Origin of the sequence: Huintestinicola sp. (assembly GCF_051882455.1) — a bacterium.
GTDB lineage: Bacteria > Bacillota > Clostridia > Oscillospirales > Ruminococcaceae > Huintestinicola.
Genome location: NZ_JBJERV010000081.1, coordinates 10,764 through 28,191 on the forward strand (window position 1 = coordinate 10,764; position 17,428 = coordinate 28,191).

General features: G+C 48.5%; 17 protein-coding genes. 3 read left to right on the top strand and 14 right to left on the bottom strand.

Going from position 1 to position 17,428, the window contains the following annotated elements:
* Window positions 1-79: 79 nt before the first annotated feature.
* The 4 genes from pstB to ACI4J0_RS10250 all read right to left on the bottom strand — a co-directional run bounded on the left by pstB (window position 80) and on the right by ACI4J0_RS10250 (window position 3,868).
* Window positions 80-829, bottom strand: coding sequence for a phosphate ABC transporter ATP-binding protein PstB (gene pstB, locus ACI4J0_RS10235; protein WP_439765709.1), 750 nt, complete (start codon window positions 827-829; stop codon window positions 80-82).
* A gap of 24 nt (window positions 830-853) precedes the next feature.
* On the bottom strand, window positions 854-1,735 hold the full coding sequence (gene pstA, locus ACI4J0_RS10240) for a phosphate ABC transporter permease PstA (RefSeq protein WP_439765710.1): 882 nt from the start codon (window positions 1,733-1,735) through the stop codon (window positions 854-856).
* Between the two features lie 13 nt (window positions 1,736-1,748).
* A complete protein-coding gene (gene pstC, locus ACI4J0_RS10245; RefSeq protein ID WP_439765711.1) occupies window positions 1,749-2,603 on the bottom strand; it encodes a phosphate ABC transporter permease subunit PstC in 855 nt (284 codons plus the stop codon).
* Between the two features lie 338 nt (window positions 2,604-2,941).
* Complete coding sequence (locus ACI4J0_RS10250; RefSeq protein WP_439765712.1) at window positions 2,942-3,868, bottom strand: substrate-binding domain-containing protein; 927 nt, start codon at window positions 3,866-3,868, stop codon at window positions 2,942-2,944.
* Window positions 3,869-4,597: 729 nt separating this feature from the next.
* On the opposite strand from ACI4J0_RS10250, the gene ACI4J0_RS10255 reads away from it, so the two are divergent.
* Window positions 4,598-5,161 carry a hypothetical protein gene (locus ACI4J0_RS10255; RefSeq protein ID WP_439765713.1) on the top strand — a complete coding sequence of 188 codons (564 nt, stop codon included), beginning with the start codon at window positions 4,598-4,600 and terminating at the stop codon, window positions 5,159-5,161.
* 133 nt (window positions 5,162-5,294) lie between these two features.
* Here the strand turns inward: ACI4J0_RS10255 and ACI4J0_RS10260 are convergent, their stop codons facing one another.
* The 6 genes from ACI4J0_RS10260 to ACI4J0_RS10285 form a co-directional block, all read right to left on the bottom strand.
* A complete protein-coding gene (locus ACI4J0_RS10260; protein ID WP_439765714.1) occupies window positions 5,295-5,951 on the bottom strand; it encodes a helix-turn-helix domain-containing protein in 657 nt (218 codons plus the stop codon).
* A 304-nt stretch (window positions 5,952-6,255) separates the two neighbouring features.
* A complete protein-coding gene (locus tag ACI4J0_RS10265; protein ID WP_439765715.1) occupies window positions 6,256-7,395 on the bottom strand; it encodes an FtsW/RodA/SpoVE family cell cycle protein in 1,140 nt (379 codons plus the stop codon).
* Window positions 7,396-7,568: 173 nt separating this feature from the next.
* Window positions 7,569-8,243 (bottom strand): hypothetical protein, encoded by a 675-nt coding sequence (locus ACI4J0_RS10270; RefSeq protein ID WP_439765716.1) that lies wholly within the window; start codon window positions 8,241-8,243, stop codon window positions 7,569-7,571.
* A gap of 25 nt (window positions 8,244-8,268) precedes the next feature.
* Window positions 8,269-9,540 carry a diguanylate cyclase domain-containing protein gene (locus ACI4J0_RS10275; protein WP_439765717.1) on the bottom strand — a complete coding sequence of 424 codons (1,272 nt, stop codon included), beginning with the start codon at window positions 9,538-9,540 and terminating at the stop codon, window positions 8,269-8,271.
* A 111-nt stretch (window positions 9,541-9,651) separates the two neighbouring features.
* Complete coding sequence (locus tag ACI4J0_RS10280) at window positions 9,652-11,007, bottom strand: AMP-binding protein (RefSeq protein WP_439765718.1); 1,356 nt, start codon at window positions 11,005-11,007, stop codon at window positions 9,652-9,654.
* A complete protein-coding gene (locus ACI4J0_RS10285; protein WP_439765719.1) occupies window positions 11,004-11,870 on the bottom strand; it encodes a VanW family protein in 867 nt (288 codons plus the stop codon). The genes ACI4J0_RS10280 and ACI4J0_RS10285 overlap by 4 nt, the downstream gene beginning before the upstream one ends.
* Before the next feature lie 132 nt (window positions 11,871-12,002).
* On the opposite strand from ACI4J0_RS10285, the gene ACI4J0_RS10290 reads away from it, so the two are divergent.
* Window positions 12,003-12,854, top strand: coding sequence for a polysaccharide deacetylase family protein (locus ACI4J0_RS10290; RefSeq protein ID WP_439765720.1), 852 nt, complete (start codon window positions 12,003-12,005; stop codon window positions 12,852-12,854).
* 139 nt (window positions 12,855-12,993) lie between these two features.
* Entirely contained in the window at window positions 12,994-13,545 is a 552-nt protein-coding gene (locus ACI4J0_RS10295; RefSeq protein WP_439765721.1) for an NADH peroxidase, read from the top strand.
* Between the two features lie 74 nt (window positions 13,546-13,619).
* On the opposite strand, the gene ACI4J0_RS10300 is transcribed toward ACI4J0_RS10295, so the two are convergent.
* From ACI4J0_RS10300 to ACI4J0_RS10315, 4 genes are all read right to left on the bottom strand, one after another.
* Window positions 13,620-14,666, bottom strand: a complete 1,047-nt coding sequence (locus ACI4J0_RS10300; RefSeq protein ID WP_439765722.1) for a phosphoribosyltransferase domain-containing protein — start codon at window positions 14,664-14,666, stop codon at window positions 13,620-13,622.
* 4 nt (window positions 14,667-14,670) lie between these two features.
* Complete coding sequence (locus tag ACI4J0_RS10305) at window positions 14,671-15,660, bottom strand: HpcH/HpaI aldolase/citrate lyase family protein (RefSeq protein ID WP_439765723.1); 990 nt, start codon at window positions 15,658-15,660, stop codon at window positions 14,671-14,673.
* A 251-nt stretch (window positions 15,661-15,911) separates the two neighbouring features.
* The gene (locus tag ACI4J0_RS10310; protein ID WP_439765724.1) at window positions 15,912-16,511 is read right to left on the bottom strand and encodes a TerD family protein; all 600 of its coding nucleotides are present in this window, start codon (window positions 16,509-16,511) and stop codon (window positions 15,912-15,914) included.
* Between the two features lie 42 nt (window positions 16,512-16,553).
* On the bottom strand, window positions 16,554-17,378 hold the full coding sequence (locus ACI4J0_RS10315; protein ID WP_439765725.1) for an AIM24 family protein: 825 nt from the start codon (window positions 17,376-17,378) through the stop codon (window positions 16,554-16,556).
* Between the last annotated feature and the right edge of the window lie 50 nt (window positions 17,379-17,428).

A 17,428-nucleotide genomic window follows, 5' to 3' on the forward strand; every position in this document is an offset into this window, starting at 1 on the left:
ACTATCGGCGCGGCAGCAAATAAACAAATTCGAATAAATTAACAGCGCGACCTCGCCGCGGGTCGTCACCCGCCCCGACTTAACCAAATCTTCCGGTTATGTAGTCCTCGGTGCGCTTGTCCTTGGGGGCGGAGAAGAGCTTTTCGGTCTCGTCAAATTCCACTACCTCGCCCAGCAGGAAAAAGGCTGTGCGGTCGGAAATTCTTGTTGCCTGCTGCATATTGTGGGTGACGATGACAATGGTGTACTTCTCCTTGAGGCTTATGGCAAGGTCCTCTATCTTGTTGGTGGAAATGGGGTCCAGAGCAGAGGTGGGCTCGTCCATCAGAAGAACATCGGGCTCTACCGCCAGGGCACGGGCAATGCACAGTCTCTGCTGCTGACCGCCCGAAAGTCCCAGGGCGCTTTTTTTGAGCCTGTCTTTCAGCTCATTCCATATTGCGGCGTCGGTAAGGGAGCGTTCAACTATCTCGTCAAGCTTCGCCTTTGAGTGCACTCCGTGGGTACGGGGACCGTAGGCAATGTTGTCGTAAACACTCATAGGAAAGGGATTTGGCTTCTGGAAAACCATTCCCACCTTTTTTCTGAGGAAATTCACGTCCATTCCGTTATAGATATCCTCACCGTCAAGGAGCACCTTTCCGTCGATAACGCAGCCCTCCACAAGGTCGTTCATTCGGTTGAGGCTCTTGAGGAGCGTGGATTTACCGCAGCCCGAGGGGCCGATAAAGGCGGTTATCTCACCTGCGGGAATGTTGATGGAAACGTCCTTTAAGGCGTGAAATTTTCCGTAATGGAGATTTAAATGCTCTATTTCAAACTTATTCATCTGATTTTTCCTTTCGGATACGGTTTATTTTGATATCTTCTTTGCGATAAAGGAGGAGAGCATATTTATGAGCACCACGATGATAAGCAGTATCACAGCGGTGGCATATGACTGCTCTGCCGCAAGTCCCTCGTTCCAAAGGGCATAGAGGTGAATTGCGAGAGTTCTGCCCGAGCCCATAAGAGTGTCGGGGATCTGAGCTACCGTTCCTGCTGTGAAGATAAGGGCGGCGGTCTCTCCCGCGATACGTCCTATGGCGAGGATAACGCCTGCCAGTATGCCCGGTACGGCGGAGGGCAGGACAACCGTAAACACAGTTCTGAGCTTTCCTGCGCCAAGTCCGAAGCTTCCCTCTCTGTAGCTGTCGGGGACGCTTCTGAGGGCTTCCTCGGTGGTTCGCATAATAAGAGGGAGTATCATTATGGACAGGGTGAGAGCACCTGCCAGCATTGAATATCCCCATTTGAGCTGAGACACGAACAGCAGATATCCGAAAAGTCCGTAAACTATGGAGGGGATACCCGAAAGAGTCTCGGTGGTTATTCCCACAAGGGTCACAAGCTTATTGCCCCTTTTTGCGTATTCCACAAGATAAATTGCCGAGAACACTCCGAGAGGTACGGCGATAAGCAGGGACACAAGGGTCATTGTGACGGTGTTTACCAGCGCAGGGAACAGGGACATATTCTCGGTGGTGTATTCGGGGGCGAAGAGTTCGAGAGAAAGATGAGGAATGCCCTTGTACAGGATATAGATTATTATGCTCAGAAGGGACAGCAGGGTTATTCCTGCGGCGATCCATACTGCGCCGCCAAGAAGTATTGACTGCGCTTTTGAACTGAAAATTGCCCGTGTCCTGCTGCTATCCTTTTCTGCGGGTATCGCGGCGGCGGAAATATTATTCATATAACTTTTCCTTTCAGACATTTGAGGTTTTTCTCTTTATTACCGAGAATGTGAGGTTAATGAGAAGAATGAACACGAAAAGCACTACCGCTGTGGCAATAAGGGCTTCACGGTGAAGATCGGCTGCATAGCCCATTTCAAGGACGATGTTTGCGGTCATTGTACGCACGCCCTGAGTGAGCTTTTCGGGCAGCACTGCCTGATTTCCCGCAACCATTACCACTGCCATGGTTTCGCCCACTGCACGTCCTATTCCGAGTATCACTCCTGCAAGTATGCCCGATTTTGCCGCAGGGAGAACGGCGAAAAACACGCTTCTCTCGTGGCTTGCCCCAAGTCCCAGGGAGCCTTCGTAATAGCTCTCGGGAACGGCTCTTATGGCGCTTTCCGAAACGCCTATGATGGTGGGGAGTATCATTATCCCAAGCACTATGGAGGCTGCCAGCATACTTGTGCCGCTGCCGCCGAAAAGCTTTCTTATAAGTGGAACTATCACCATAAGTCCGAAAAAGCCGTAAACTACCGAGGGTATGCCTGCAAGCAGCTCGATGGCGGGCTTGACTATCTTATATATACCCTTAGGGCAGAATCTTGCCATAAATACTGCGGTGAGTATGCCTATGGGAACGCCTATGATTATTGCTCCTGCGGTAACGTAAAGGCTGCCGATTATCATGGGGAATATGCCAAAGGTATCGTTTGAAGGCTTCCAGACCTTTCCGCCCAGGAATTTTCCCGGTCCTATTTCTGCTATGGCAGGTATGCCGTTTGCAAAAAGAAAAACGCATATCAGCACCACCGCAAGTATTGATATGCAGGCGGAGACGGCGAACACGATATGCATAGCTTTTTCTTTGAAGTTATTCATATTGGATTTGGTTACGCTCCTTTCAATTATTTTACCCAGTAAGTGCGGCGCTGAGCAATGCGCCTTTGGGGCGCATTGTGTTAAGGGTTGCGACCCTTAACAATCCCGGGGAAGGGGACGCCCTCTATCGCAGGGCGGGCTTGTTTACAAGACCAATCCCCTCCCCCAAAACAGTCCACCGGACTGTTTTGGGGTTCACCCCTTGCGGAGCTCCTTCGTAAAGAGGATTTCGCCCTCTGCGGAGGGCGACGAGGGGCTCTGCCCCCTCGACCCCCGCAAGCCTTTGAAAAGGCTTGAGCGAAACTTTTGCCTTTTGGGCGCCGTTAGTTATTAAGAAATTAGTCTACAAGGCTTTCCCAAGTTGTGATATTACCCGTATAGATATCCTTTACCTCGTTTGCGGTAAGCTCGTTTACGGGGTTGTCGTTGCTTACGATAACGGTGATGCCGTCCATTGCAATAACTGTGGAAACTGCACCCTTTTCGGTCTCGCTGTCTTTAAGCTCTCTTGAAGCCATTCCGATATCGCAGATGCCGTCAACTGCACTGTTTACGCCTGTGGTGGAGTCGCTCTGGTTTATCTCAACATTCACATCGGGGTTAACTGCCACATATGCTTCCTTGAGCTTTTCCATAACGGGTGTTACGGAGGAGGAGCCTGCTACGGTTATTGTTCCGCTCTGCTTTGTTCCCGAATATGCGGGAGCGTCGGAAACGGGGATGTACTTTTCACCCTCGATAACAGCCTGTCCGTCGGCAGACATTATGAAGTCGATGAAATCCTGCGCAATGGGAGATACGTTTGCTGTGGTAACGATATTGAAGGGACGGGATATCTTATAGGTTCCGTTCTTGATATTGTCAACGGTTGCATCTGCTCCGTCTATCTTGAGAGCCTTAACGGTATTGTCAAGTGCGCCGAGAGAGATGTAGCCGATGGCATACTCGTTCTGGGATACGCTGGTTTTCATAACGCCTGTGCTCTGGGTGATGGAGGCGGTGTCGATGGTGTAGTCTATCTTCTCGCCCTGATCGTTCTTCTGCTCAACGCCGAAAAGCTCTACAAATGCACCTCTTGTGCCCGAGCCGTCCTCTCTGGAGATAACGGCAATGTCGGAGCTTGCCTTAAAATTGCTTCCGCCTGCTGCGGCTGCAGTGCTGTCAGAGCTTCCTGTGGATCCGGCTGCTCCTCCGCAGGCTGCGAGCGCTCCGCATAATGCCATTGCGGCAGCGACTGCCATAATTTTTCTTGCTGTTTTTTTCATTACAAATCTTCCTTTCGGTAAATCGCCTGATTTACATTTTTCACAATTCTTTTTTATCGCTTCTTCGCGGTACGATTATTATGATACACCGCCAATGTAAAATCCGAAACGGCACTTTTGTAAAATCGGGGTAAAATCAGATAAGCGGCGTTTTCTTCATTATATTTCGGACAGGTTGAATTTTATGTAAAATTATAATGTTCATGCAGATAAACGTTACCGAGCCACAAATGATATAATTCGCATGAAATGTCCTAACAACCTCGCCGCGGGGCGTCCCCCGCCGCCACGGGTCGTCACCCGACAGGCTGATACAAAATCTATCGGCGCGGAGACGAAGCCGACGATCCACACAAACGCACAGCGCGACCTCGCCGCGGGGCGACCCCCGCCGCTGCGGGGCGTCCCCCGACAGGCTGAGCCTGCAGCCGCTCGTTCTGTAATTTATTCGGGCGGCAGGCGGACAGCTCGGTAACGATACAAACAAGCTGCCACGAAATGATAATTTTACGGGCAGAGGAGAGCTTAAATTTGGTAAAAAGCACCCTTGACTTGCGGTTTTGTTTTATGTTAAAATGATAATACAATTTAATACGGACAACGACACACGTTTTACCCACAGGGTATGTAAATCTGATCACGGTACTGTTATGTTACTTTTGATCGGGTCTGCATAGGGCAGGACGTGTGATTTTTTGTCCAAAACACTTTATGTCAGGAGAGATATTTATGCCGAAGAACAATTTTGAGAGAGGGATATTTGCCCTTATGACGGTGCTTGTGACCGTTCACGCCTATGTGTTTTACAGCCTTTACACCGTAAACGGCAATATGCTGATGAGCGTTACGGGGACAACAAGCGTTCTTGAAGCCATCAAGGCAAACGGGGGAGTTTATATGATGGGACAGTGGGTTCCCATATGGGCAGTGGTGCTGACGGAGTTTTGCTTTGCATACTGCCTGGAAATGCTTGTGGGAAGTCCCTGTTCATTCAGGCTTGCCTGCAAGGTGTTCGACCCCCGGAGCACTCACCCTGTGCTGTTTGAGACGGCTGTCATATGCGCTACCGTGGGGATAATGTGCCCTGCCATGAGCTTTATTGCGGCTTGGCTGTATTATCCCTATTACAAGGGCTTTGATATTTTCACCCTCCTTGCGGACTGGCTGAAGCTTGTCTGCTATAATTTCCCCTTTGCGTTCTTTACCCAGCTTTTCTTTATCCAGCCCCTTATCCGCACGCTTTTTAAGGCGATTTTCCGAAATAACAAGGAGACTGCGGCTGAGACTGCATAAAAATAGTACCCGTCCGAGGCATTGTTTCGGACGGGTACCAATATATCGATTTTATTTATTCTATACCCTTTGATATATTTGCTAAAATCCGCTTTTGAACTCTTCAAAAGCGGATTTATGTGTATGATATTACTTATTCCTCATCAGCCTTCATTGACGAGCTGACGCAGTCCTCGCAGGACTTTATCTGATTTAACAGAGCCGAAGCATATTCGGGGTGGTCCTCGGAAATGGAGTTTGTGGTTATCTGAACGTTCTGCATAGCGCCGTTTTTGGCGGCATTTTCAGCCTGAGCCTTTTTCAGCTCCATTGCGGCTGAGGTAAATCCGTCCGCACCGGGGGAGTCCACCGTAAAGAAGCGGCGGTCATTTTTGGGATTTGCGGAATAAATGACCCTGAAAATGCGGTATACCGCAAGGCTCAGATAGCCTCTTACGCTCTTTTCCAGAGCGGCGTCCTCCAGGGAGTTCATAAGGGAAAAAATCAGCTTTTCGGAATTTATAAGCATTTTCTGGGGAGCGGTGAGCTTGTCCTGACCGTTTTCGGGAGCGGTCACGGGAGCATTTTCCGCCTTGCCCATGGGCTCGGCGCACCGTCCGAGAAGATAATCGCAGGAAACATTATAATAGTCCGCAGTTTTTACAAGAAATTCCAGACCGCATTCTCTTATTCCCTTTTCGTAATGGGACAGAAGCGCCTGGGAAACTCCGAGGTCGGCGGCAGCCTGCTTCTGGCTTATATTCCGCTCCTTGCGGAGCAGGGTAATTATACGGGGGAAATCCGTATTCACAAAAGCACCTCCGACCAAAAAAAGTAAACCGTAACGGGAAAAATAACTCTACATAATGTAAATTATATAACATAACGTACAATTTGTAAAGAGTTATTTCGGCAAAAGGTCATAGAAAAATGTAACTTTTTTATGAACAGGCGGATATTTGCCATTTTCTGCACCGTTTGTGCGGAAATTATTTTCCAAAAGTAAGAGCAGTTACCAATAATAATCGAAACAGTCAGCATGACCTATCGGCGCGGAATGATTTAACCTATCCGTACAAAGCAACGGCGCGACCTCGCCGCGGGTCGCCACCCGCTCAGCCGCCATCATAAAAAACTTTATACTTTTTCTCCGAATGAGAATATGCGCTCATTACAAGTCCTAAGCCAATGTACATGGACAGGGTGGAGGTGCCGCCCTGGCTCAGAAAGGGCAGGGGCACGCCGATAACGGGCATTGCTCCGAAAACCATTCCCAGATTAAGTATGCAGTGTATGCATATCATCGAGTATACGCCCACGCAGAGATATTTTCCCGTATCGTCCTTGGCAATTCGTGAGTCTGCCATAATTTTAAGGCAGATGTAGGTGAGTATGGCAACCACCGCCATACAGCCTACAAAGCCCAGGGTCTGACCCACGTAGGTGAATATGAAGTCATTAGCCGCCTCGGGGACCTTTACGTATTCGCCGCCGAAAAGACCCTTTCCGAAAAGCTGACCCGAGCCGAGAGCGGTCTTGCTGACACGCTGGTGATAGCCAATACCCAGAGGGTCAAGCTCCTCATCGAAAAGCACAAGAAATCGTGTTTTCTGAAAGGGCTTCATCACCCTTGTCCACACGAAATAGACCGCAAAGGGCAGTGCGGCGGCGCAGGGGAGGATATATTTCCAGGATATCCCTGCGGAAAACATCATTATAACGAATATCATAAGAAAAACGCTGGCTGTTCCGTCGTCGCCCTGGAGGATTACGATGATTGTGGGAATGGCTGCATGAGCGCAGAGCAGAAGCACGTTTGACAGCCTGTTTATCCTGTCGCCTACCTTTGACAGATGAAGGGCGAAGGTGGTAACAAAGGTTATTTTAAGAAGCTCCGAGGGCTGTAAGGTCATAAATCCCAGGTCTATCCACGCCCTGTCGCCGTAGACCTCTATTCCCAGCTTTGTGAACACCAGAAGGGATAGTATGATAGACAGGGGCGCGTACAGCACCCACAGCTTGATTATCTTGTTGTAGTCCATTGCCGAAAGCATCAGGGCTATTACCCAGCCTGCGATTATTGCCACAGCCTGAGTTTTATAAAGGCTTGAATTTACCTCAATGGTGGCAGCGCCGTTTACCACAATGGAATAAAGCAGTATCACGCTGAAAACCGACAGTGCCGCCGCCGCAAGAAAAAGCAGTTTATCTAGCCTGCGGAAATACTGTCCGATATATCCGAGAAGCGCTTTCATATTTTTCCCTATCACTCCCTTTTCGACATTATGTTATGTTTATATTATAGCATATCTCCCCGCTTTTTTTCAATAGCGAATTTTGTGTCAATTCACTTACAAAAGAGTAACAAAACCGGGAGACAGCCTGTCCCCCGGTCAGTAAACAACAATATTTGATATCTGAAAAGCAGTCAGAAATTATGAGATTGAGATCCCGGTCTCAGGATAATGTATTTGTTATTCCCGATCTTATTTGATGCATATCGTTTTCTTCTGACATTTCGGTTATTCACCGATGGGTTTACAATGTTTTTTTTCACTCTGATAAAATCAATAAGTATTATCTCTGTTTCGCAGATAAGCGGGGCTTCACGGTCGTCTGAAAGATAGTTAAAAACCACATCGGTATTATCGGGAAACTGGACTTCAACGCAGAATACCGGTTTTTTAAATTCGGTGCTGTGGCATATTTTTCCTATTACGCCTTTATAGACCTTATATTGGCTGTATAGCTCCATTCTTTTGTTTTCGTGAATTATCTCTGCTATCAATAAAAGAATGACCAATAAAAATATAGGTATTTTCAGAAAGTCCTGGATAATTCCTGCCGTTCCCTCTAAGTCATAGGAACGGTGAGTATGGGTAGCAGTTATATTTTCCGAGACTATTTCGGGAAAAAGCTTTAAAAAAAGTATACCCATAATCACAGTTAAAAGGATCAGAAGAATGTAAACCGCTGTACGAGCAATAATTTTCTTTTTCTCCATATTCTGCCTGCGGATAATTGCCTCTGCGGCAGAGTTCATTTCACTTAAAGTAAAATCGCCTATGAAATAATCATCGTGTGTATCGTTGTTTTGAGCCATATCTGTCACCGTCCTGAAAACAAACTCAGCCGGCCTTTGTCACAAGCCTGTTTCTTCCCGATTCCTTGCCTGCATACAGCAGATGGTCAGCGCGGTTGATGGTATCGTCGGGAGTTTCGCCATCTGCCATTTGTGCTGCGCCGATGGTAATGGTAACGGGTATCCTTTTGTTCTCCCAGACATATTCGGCGTCACGGACCATTCTGAGGAGCTTTTCAAGAAATGCCTCTGCATCGCTCAGCTCGGACTCGGGGAGGATTATGAGAAATTCCTCGCCGCCCCATCTTGAAGCAAAGCCCTTTTTCTTCTCGGTCTCTTCCTTCAGCATAGCGGAAAGCTCCTTGAGCACCATATCGCCGCAGGCGTGACCGTAGCCGTCATTTATGCTCTTGAAATGGTCGATATCCGCCATTGCGGCAGTATAGCCCTTTTTCTGTTCAAGCAGCCTGTCTATGGACTTGCGGCAGCTGCGCCTGTTGAGCAGAGTGGTGAGGGGGTCTCTTTCCACCAGGTCTCTCAGGTTGTATCTCAGGGTATTGGCGCTTCGGGCGATATCTCCCACCTCGTCGGGCTGACTGAGAGTTTCGAGCGACAGATCGGCAGAAAAATCTCCTCCTGCGACATTTTCCATAAAGGTTTTTATCTCTAAAAGCTTGCCCACGATCTTTGATGAAAATTTGCTGAAAACCACCAGGGTCACAGCAAGGACGCAGGCGCTGATTATGGCAAAGCAGGTTATTATCTTCCTCATATTGCTTCTTGCCATATCAAGGGGTCTGCCTGCAAATATCATACCAACGGTCTTTGCGGAGGAGTCCATAATGGGTATGTAATATCCCGCATAATTCCTGCCGTTTATTTTGACTCTGCTGTAATAATACTCTATACCCCTGCCGAGAACGCTGTCAATGACCTTTTGGTCGGCGGAGGTGCCTGTGATAAAGCTGCCGTCGCTGCGCTTCACGGTGGTGAACATACGGGTGTCTTCCCAGAAAACGGTGAAATCCACGTCATCACTGCAGGCTATCATATCGGTCGTGGTCTTGAAATCTATATATGATATCATAACTCCGCCCTTGTACAGGGAACCGTTTTTCAGGTAATATTCCCCGTGAAATTCGGAATCAAGAAGGTGGTATAAGGAATGGGCAGCGTAATTCACCTCTGTCTTTATCCCTTCCTCGGTGGCTATATATATAAGCACCGCACCTGCCGCGGTTATGCATACGCATATCAGTGCAGCGGTCAGAGCTATCATTTTAAGAATTTTTTCGGTAAGCCCGTTCAGCTTTTTCATTCGGTTCACCTCGATAATTGTCCTTATATTACATTATACAACATAATTCTACAATTGGCAATAGATTTTATAGTTTTTTAATAAATTAATTTTATAAGTTCACAGGCGCGGCTATATTTTTATTTTGCCGTTGGGGGTCATGGGAACAGACGATACAAATTCAATTATCTTCGGTATCATATAGCGGGGGAGCCTCAGGGAAAGAAGGCTTTTTATCTCATCGGCTGACAAAGGCGCTGCGGCTGCCACATAGGCTTTTATGCACCGCGCCTGACCGAAGCTGTCGGGCAGAGCAGTGCAGGCGCAGTCTTTGACGCCGTTTATTTTAAGTATCTCCGATTCTATCTCCGAAAGCTCCACCCGAAAGCCCGAGTATTTAACAAATCCGTTTTTTCTGCCCTTGAAGTAAAGCTTTCCGTCACGAATTTCTCCCATATCTCCCGTGTAATAGCCGTTGTCGCGGAAGCTGTCGGACTTAGCTGACGGGGTGATATATCCCTTTGCGGCGCTTATTCCCGAGATGAATATCTCACCCTCACGGACTTCCACATTGCAGGCGTTTTCGCCGTTTCCAATGGGGATATCGCCATCAAGACCACCCCTTGTGACCTCATAAGCCGTCACAAAGCAGCAGCATTCCGCAGGACCGTAGGCGTTTATCAGCCGTATATCACCGAAGCGGTCAAGGCATTTTTTTGCCGTCTCGCGGGGAAGGGTCTCGCCGCAGCAGAGTATAGTCTCAAGAGAGGGGAAATTATCCCTTGAGAAGCTCTCCGACAGCAGACAGAGGCGCAGAAATGTGGGTGTGCAGACAAATGACCCTGTGTCCTTTTCGGGGGGCGCGTCCGTTTCAATAAGGGTGTGACCCGAAAGCAGAGCGGGAAAAATATCCGCCACCGACAGGTCAAAGGAAAAAAGAGCATGACCTGTGTGGCTATCGCTTTTCAGAAATCCTTCGGCAAAACCGCAGAAATTAAACAGGCTTTCCCGTCTTACGGGTATGCCCTTAGGCTCTCCCGTGCTGCCCGAGGTAAATATTATGTAGGCATTTTCATCGCCCTCGTTAATGGGAGAAAGCCTTTCTCCCCCATAAAGCTTATGAAGCTCACATACGGATATCCCGGGTATATCCGTATCGGCAGAAAGCCCCTCCTCCGTACAGATAATAAGCCCTGCTCCCGAAAGCACAGCTATCCTTTTCACCCTTTCCCGGGGAATGGATATATCGCAGGGAACAAAGCTCCGCCCCGCAATAAGGCAGGCTGTGAGGGCTATTATAAAATCGGGAGACTTGTGACCGTATATGACAACGGGAGATGTGCCTTCGGAAAGATATGCCGCAAGTCCTCCCGATTTGTCCGCAAGTTCATTGTATGTAATAAAGGAGCCCATATATTCGTATGCGGTGCGCTCGGGAAATTTTTTTGCCGCAAGGAGAATTTTTTCGGGGATATCCGCATATCTCAAGACACTATTTCCTCCTTTGGAATAAGGCTGTGGTCGTACATCACCTTTGAGTGGTTTGTGAGGATAAGCTCGGTGCGGACAAGCTCACCGCTTTCGCGGTCAAAAACATCTCTGTAAACAAGGCTGCACCTGAAATAATCCTCTCCCTCTTTTGCAAAATGGTGCCCCTCCTCACGGATAACATAGCGGTACTCGGGAGAAGTATTTCCCCTCAGTTCCCCGTAAAGCACCCCCTTGTCCACCCACACAAGAAGCTGCACGGGCTCGGACAGAGTATTTTTAAATCGGTAGTCCACATTCTTATAAAACACCGACGTACCCGTCCCGAAGGGCACTCTGCGGCGTTCATCGGGAAAAAGCGCGTCGCTGTGATGATGAAGCTCCGTCACCTCAAGCGGACTGTTCAGAATGAGCCAGTGAATGAGATTTGCCAGCTGACAAAGCCCTCCTCCGCAGGCTCTTCCCAGCCTTCCGCGGGATATGGTAAGTCCTTCAAGGTAGCCCTTTTTTGCTGTGGGTCTGCCAATGAGCCGCCAGAAGGAAAAGACCTCCCCGGGACGTATCATCAGCCCGTTTATCCTTTCGGCAGCAATTTTGAGATTAGTCTCCTTGTTGCGCTGAAGCTCCATATCCACCCCTGCAAGCTTTCGTGCAATGACCGAGAGGTGCCCCTTTATAATAACGGGCATTTCCTCGGCTGAGCGTTCCTTCGCAAAGCGCGTTCCCCCGAAAACGCTTATGATATCCCGTATATCGCGCAGAAGATATTCCTTTATAAGCGATATATTATAGCATATTTTTCCGCATTCGCAGAAAAGCTTTCGTCTGCCCTGCATAGCCTTTCCCCCTTTATATACTACCATATTAGCACAATCTGCTGCCATATTCAATTACACATCGGCTACAATTTGATTACATTTCATAATTTCAAAAGAATTTATTCTTTGTGCGCGGCATATAATAACAAAGCTTATAAAATTAAGGAGATGTCAGCAATGCGGCTTTGGGCGTTTTTATTGTCTGTAATACTTATTATAGGAGCGTTTCTGATATCCTGTACGCTAAAAAAGAAAGCCGAGCCTGCCTCGGCGGATATGGCAGCGGGAGTGTCCCTGCCTGCGCTTATGTATCACAGCGTACTGAAAAATCCCTCCAGAACGGGAGAATATGTGATAACTCCTGCGCTGCTTGAAAACGACCTGAAATATCTTCGTGACAAGGGCTACACCGCCGTATCCCCCGATGAGATACTTGCTTTCACTGATGAGGGAGTGCCGCTTCCGGAAAAGCCCGTTTTCATCACCTTTGACGACGGACATCTTAACAATATGACCTATGCCCTGCCCCTGCTTGAAAAGTACCATATGAAAGCAGTGGTGAACATAACGGGAGCGTTCACGGTGCAGTCGGAACGGGAAAACGACCCCAATCCCGCCTATGCCTATCTGACAAGGGAGAATGCCGCAGAGCTTTCATCGGGAGATGTGTTTTCCATTGGCTGCCATACCTACAATATGCACAGCCTTAACGGCAGAAGGGGAGCGGCGAGAAACAGCGGCGAGTCCGAGGAGGATTATCTCCGCGCATTCGGGGAGGATACGGATAAATGGCTCAATATCTTCGGAAGCGGTCACACCGTCTATGCCTATCCCTACGGCGCAATGTCAAGAGAAGGCTTTGACGTTCTGAAAGACAGAGGCTTTCGGTTGATCCTTACCTGCCGCGAAACGGGAAATCTCGTTTATTCCGACGGAAGTATGAAAGACGAGCTTGTGATACTCGACAGATACAACCGCACAGGACTTGTGCAGACCGACGAATTTATGAGCGCCTGCGGAATTAAATAATATTTAATAATTTTGATATTGACAAAAAGCTCGGTTTGTGGTATCCTTATATTATACTAAACAAGTATATAATATACCTTGCAAGTACAATTCAAAGTCATGGACTTTGAAAATTTATAAAAACGGAGGAATTTTATTTATGAAGAAGTTTGTATGTTCTATCTGCGGCTATGTTTACGAGGGCGATGCTGCTCCCGAGAAATGTCCCCAGTGCGGCGCTCCCGCTTCCAAGTTCAACGAGGTAGCACAGGACAGCGGTCTCCAGTTTGCCTGCGAGCATATCGTGGGTATCGCTAAGGACGTTGACGACAAGGAGATCATCGAGGGCCTCAACCAGAACTTTATGGGCGAGTGCACCGAGGTAGGTATGTACCTTGCAATGTCCAGAGTAGCCGACAGAGAGGGCTATCCCGAGGTAGCAGAGGCATATAAGAGAATTGCTTTCGAGGAAGCAGAGCACGCAGCAAAGTTTGCAGAGCTTCTCGGCGACGTTGTTACCGACTCCACCAAGAAGAACCTTGAGATGAGAGTTATGGCTGAGCACGGCGCAACTCAGGGCAAGCTTGACCTTGCAACAAAGGCTAAGCAGCTGAACCTCGACGCTATACACGACACCGTTCACGAGATGGCTAAGGACGAGGCTCGTCACGGCAAGGCATTCCAGGGTCTCCTCAACAGATACTTCAAGTAATATAACGCTTTCAGAAGCTGTCAAAAAAGCAGTACCGTTTTTAAAATGCGGTGCTGCTTTTTGTTTTGGAATGTTCACCCCATAACAACTATCCTGTTATCACAATCAAACAAATTATAAATAAACGTCCTTCTGTCCTCTTCATAAACGCTTTGTACCCGATACCTTGCAAAAAGAGGATAACCCTCGTCTCCCGAGGGAACGATAGGACTTCTCGTAGTAGCGTGACAGCGAACATCATAACCCTTTTCTTCAAGCAGCTCCCCAAGCTTGATGGCAGGGAACATACACTCCTCCGTGCCGATAACGTCCACCCTTTTACCCGTCAGAAAAGGCTTTATTTTCTCAAAAAACTCATTTGCGGCACTTGCACAGTATTTTTCATACTCCGCCCCGTCTATCCCCAGACGAGGGTCTTTCTTTTTATCCATTCTCAGGGTAAGCTCTTCGGGAATTGAAAAAATGTCAAATTCCCCGTCCTCCCGGGGAGTGACGGAAATTGCTTCTTTCAGCGTCTCTGCGGAGCTGTCTGTCTTCACAAGATAATGTACCCCCACACCCATAGCCTTGTATTTGCCGAGATTTTCCTCACTCATTCCGTTGATTATGGAAGCCGCGGAAAATTTGCAGTTTGTGATATTTTTCAGCGCCTCAATAAAATTCAGAATAGTCTTGCCCGTGGTAAGCTCGTCCTCCGCAAAGATTATCCGCTCGACCCCATTAAAAATATCAAGCCCCTTGTCCGAAAAAAGGCATTGCTCCGTAGCATGGCTGTGCTCCTCACTGAAAAGGGCAAGGCGCATATCCTCGGGGAATTTCTCTCTCGTGGTGTGGATATATGTACACTCGCACTTACCCGCCAGCCTTGCCGCCAGCTCCGCGCCGATAGCAGTGGCAGTCTCCGCAAAGCCGATGACCATCACCTTTTTTTCGCATATGTCCGGAATGACCCTGTCCGCCAGCCTGTCAAAGAGAGCAAGAGTCTCCGAGGGCTTAGCGGGAACGTGCTTTGCCTGCAAAAAATTAACGATAAGTCCGCCCCGCTTTGCATTATTCTCCCTTGCCGCCGGAGCAAAAAGCTTGTGGGGGCTTACCCCCGAGTAATTTTCCGTTATCTTCATGATCTTAGTCTCCCGTAACGCCGTAAACCTCAGCCAGAGCGAGGATCTTCTCTGCCCAGCCCGAATGCACCTTGTTTTCGTACATTCTTCCGCCGTCCGCACTCTTTATCACCTGCACCGCACCGCTGTTTTCCAGAATAAGCCGTGCGTCCTCGTAATCCCTGCGGGGCACCGCCATAGCCCTGTTTACAACACTTATCTGACTCGGGTGAATAATAGTCTTTCCCACAAGCCCGATCGAGCGGTCAATGCTCATTTCTCTGACCATACCCTTTTCCCAGTCGGGGTCGCCCCCCGCAAAATAATTCCATACGGGAGCGGAAACGGTAAATTCCCCCGCAAACACTGCCGCAATATCCGAAATAAGCTGTCCCACAGGCAGGATATCATAAACCGTGCTGTGAATATCCGCCCTCAGATCCAGCGCCCTGCAAAAATCATTCCCGCCGATGCGGACGTTCAGTACTCTGTCTCTCATCTTCATAAGCTCGTCAAAAAGCCGCTCAAGCTTTGCATATCTTGATGACAGCCGCAGGAATGAGGGATTTTCGATTATGGGCATAATGTAAAGGCTGCTTTTTTTCTCAAATGCCTCGTTCAGATAGGGAACATATTCCGTAAATGTTTCATCATCTATCTTAGGCAGGATAAATCCCGTTATCATCTCAAAGGAGCTTTCGGGCATACGGGAAAGCCGTTCAAGCTGCTCGCCGCTTCGCACCCTGATAAATATCATAGGCAGCTTTTCGGGGCGGTCATCGGCAAGAATACGAAGCTGTGACAGGAGATTTTCCTCTGCCGCCTCAACCATATCGTCCCTTATGGTGTCCTCCAGGCATACAGCCGCCGACCGCAGCCCGGGAAAGCCTTCGGACAGCTTTCGCGCAATGTCCGACCTGAGCGCAGGCATATATAAAAGGGGACCGACGGAATACTCAAGCTTTCTTCTGTTTTTTTGTGATGTCAGAATATCTATATCTGTGATAAGTTCCATTTCGTCTGATTTTTTCCTTTCAAAACAAGTCATATAATACTAATCTTTAATCGTTCTGTAGACAAAGACGGCAGATAGAACGCAGCCAATCTAGGAAAGCGACCGCAGGCGGGCTGTCGCCCGGCAAGGGAGCTTGACGACGAGTGGCTGTGTTATAGCTGTCGGATTTGTCTATAGGTTGGTTAAAGATTAGTATAAATCGGAGCGCCGCTTTTTTACGGCGCTCCGCATAATTTTTATGTGATTTTTAATCAGTTATATCTTCTGATAAGGGAACCGAGACCGTCGTCGGCAGTTGCCTGACCGATAGCGGAGAATTTCCATTCGCCGTTGTGACGGTACATCTCGCCGAATATCATAGAGGTCATACCGTTGTAATTCTCGGAAAGATTGTAGCGGCAAAGCTCCTGATTTGTGTCGGAGTTAACAAGTCTGATAAATGCGTTCTGTATCATGCCGAAATCCTGTCTGCGAGCCTTAGCCTCGTAGATGTTTACCACGAAAATGACCTTGGAATACTCAGCGGGGAGCTTTGAAAGGTCAACGAATATCTGCTCATCGTCGCCGTCGCCCGCACCTGTCAGGTTGTCGCCCATATGCTTTACAGCGCCCGTTTTATGTGTAAGATTGCCGAAGTAAACAAGGTCGCTCTTGCCTGCAAGCTTGCCCGAGCTTTCGGTGATAAGGATAGCCGAAGCGTCGCAGTCGATGTCCTGACCGCCGCCGAAAAGACCGCCCAAAAGACCGCCCTTTTTCACCTCGTCCCAGCCGAGACCTACCATAACGTGCTTGAGACCGGGATTACCCTTTGTAAGGTCGATTTTCTGACCCTTCTGAAGATTTACTGCCATAGTTTTTTTTACCTTCCTTTCAGAAATTAAAAAATAACGTGATTATGTAGAGCTTACCGAAACAGCGGCGGAGTATGGAGACCCGAGCATTGAACTGTACACCTTTATGGTGGGAGCGAGCCAGACCTGACCCGTGCCCCTGTATACATTCACAAGACCCTCTCCGCTGACAGCAGAGCCGATAAGCGTCTTAGCGGAGCGTTCAACGGTAAAGTCGATGCCGCCCGTTCTGAGAACGGCAAAATTGCCGTCCACCTTCAGAACGTCATTCTGAAGGTCGATAATATCTATCTCGCACATGGGAACAGCGCACTCAAGAATAACAAGTCCGGGACCCTTGATAGATGTCTGGAAAATGCCCTCGCCGCCCAGAGCAGCAGAGGAAAGGTTCCTCTGCATATAAGCGCTTACATTAGCGCTTCCCTGCGCCGCAAAGAACATACCCTTGTCAACGATTATCTCCTCACCGGGCTGAAGCTCCAGGGTGAGCAGATGCTTGAAGGTAGGCTCAAGAACGACCATTCCCGTGCCTCTGTATTCGGGCTGAGCGGCGGCTTCACCCGTCACTGCGCCCGTAAACATTCTGCCGATGAGATTTCCGGGAGTAACGCCCGATACCATCTCAAGATTGCCCTGAAAATAGCTCATAGCTCCGGGCTCGACCTTGACCGCGTCATTGGTGAGATAAATAGCCGCCTGACGCACCTTCATATTCTGTTTTTCCATAAAGTACATCATCTGAGAGGAATAGGGGTCTCTGCCGCCCAGGAGCTTCTGATATTCCATTATCTCGATCTTCATATTCTTGTTTACGCTTGAGTCGATTATCTTGATGTTTTCTCTGGTTCCCACAGCGTTGTAGTTCATATTTATAATCCGCCTTTCTGCGAAAGGCACCAATCGGGTAATGAAAAGTA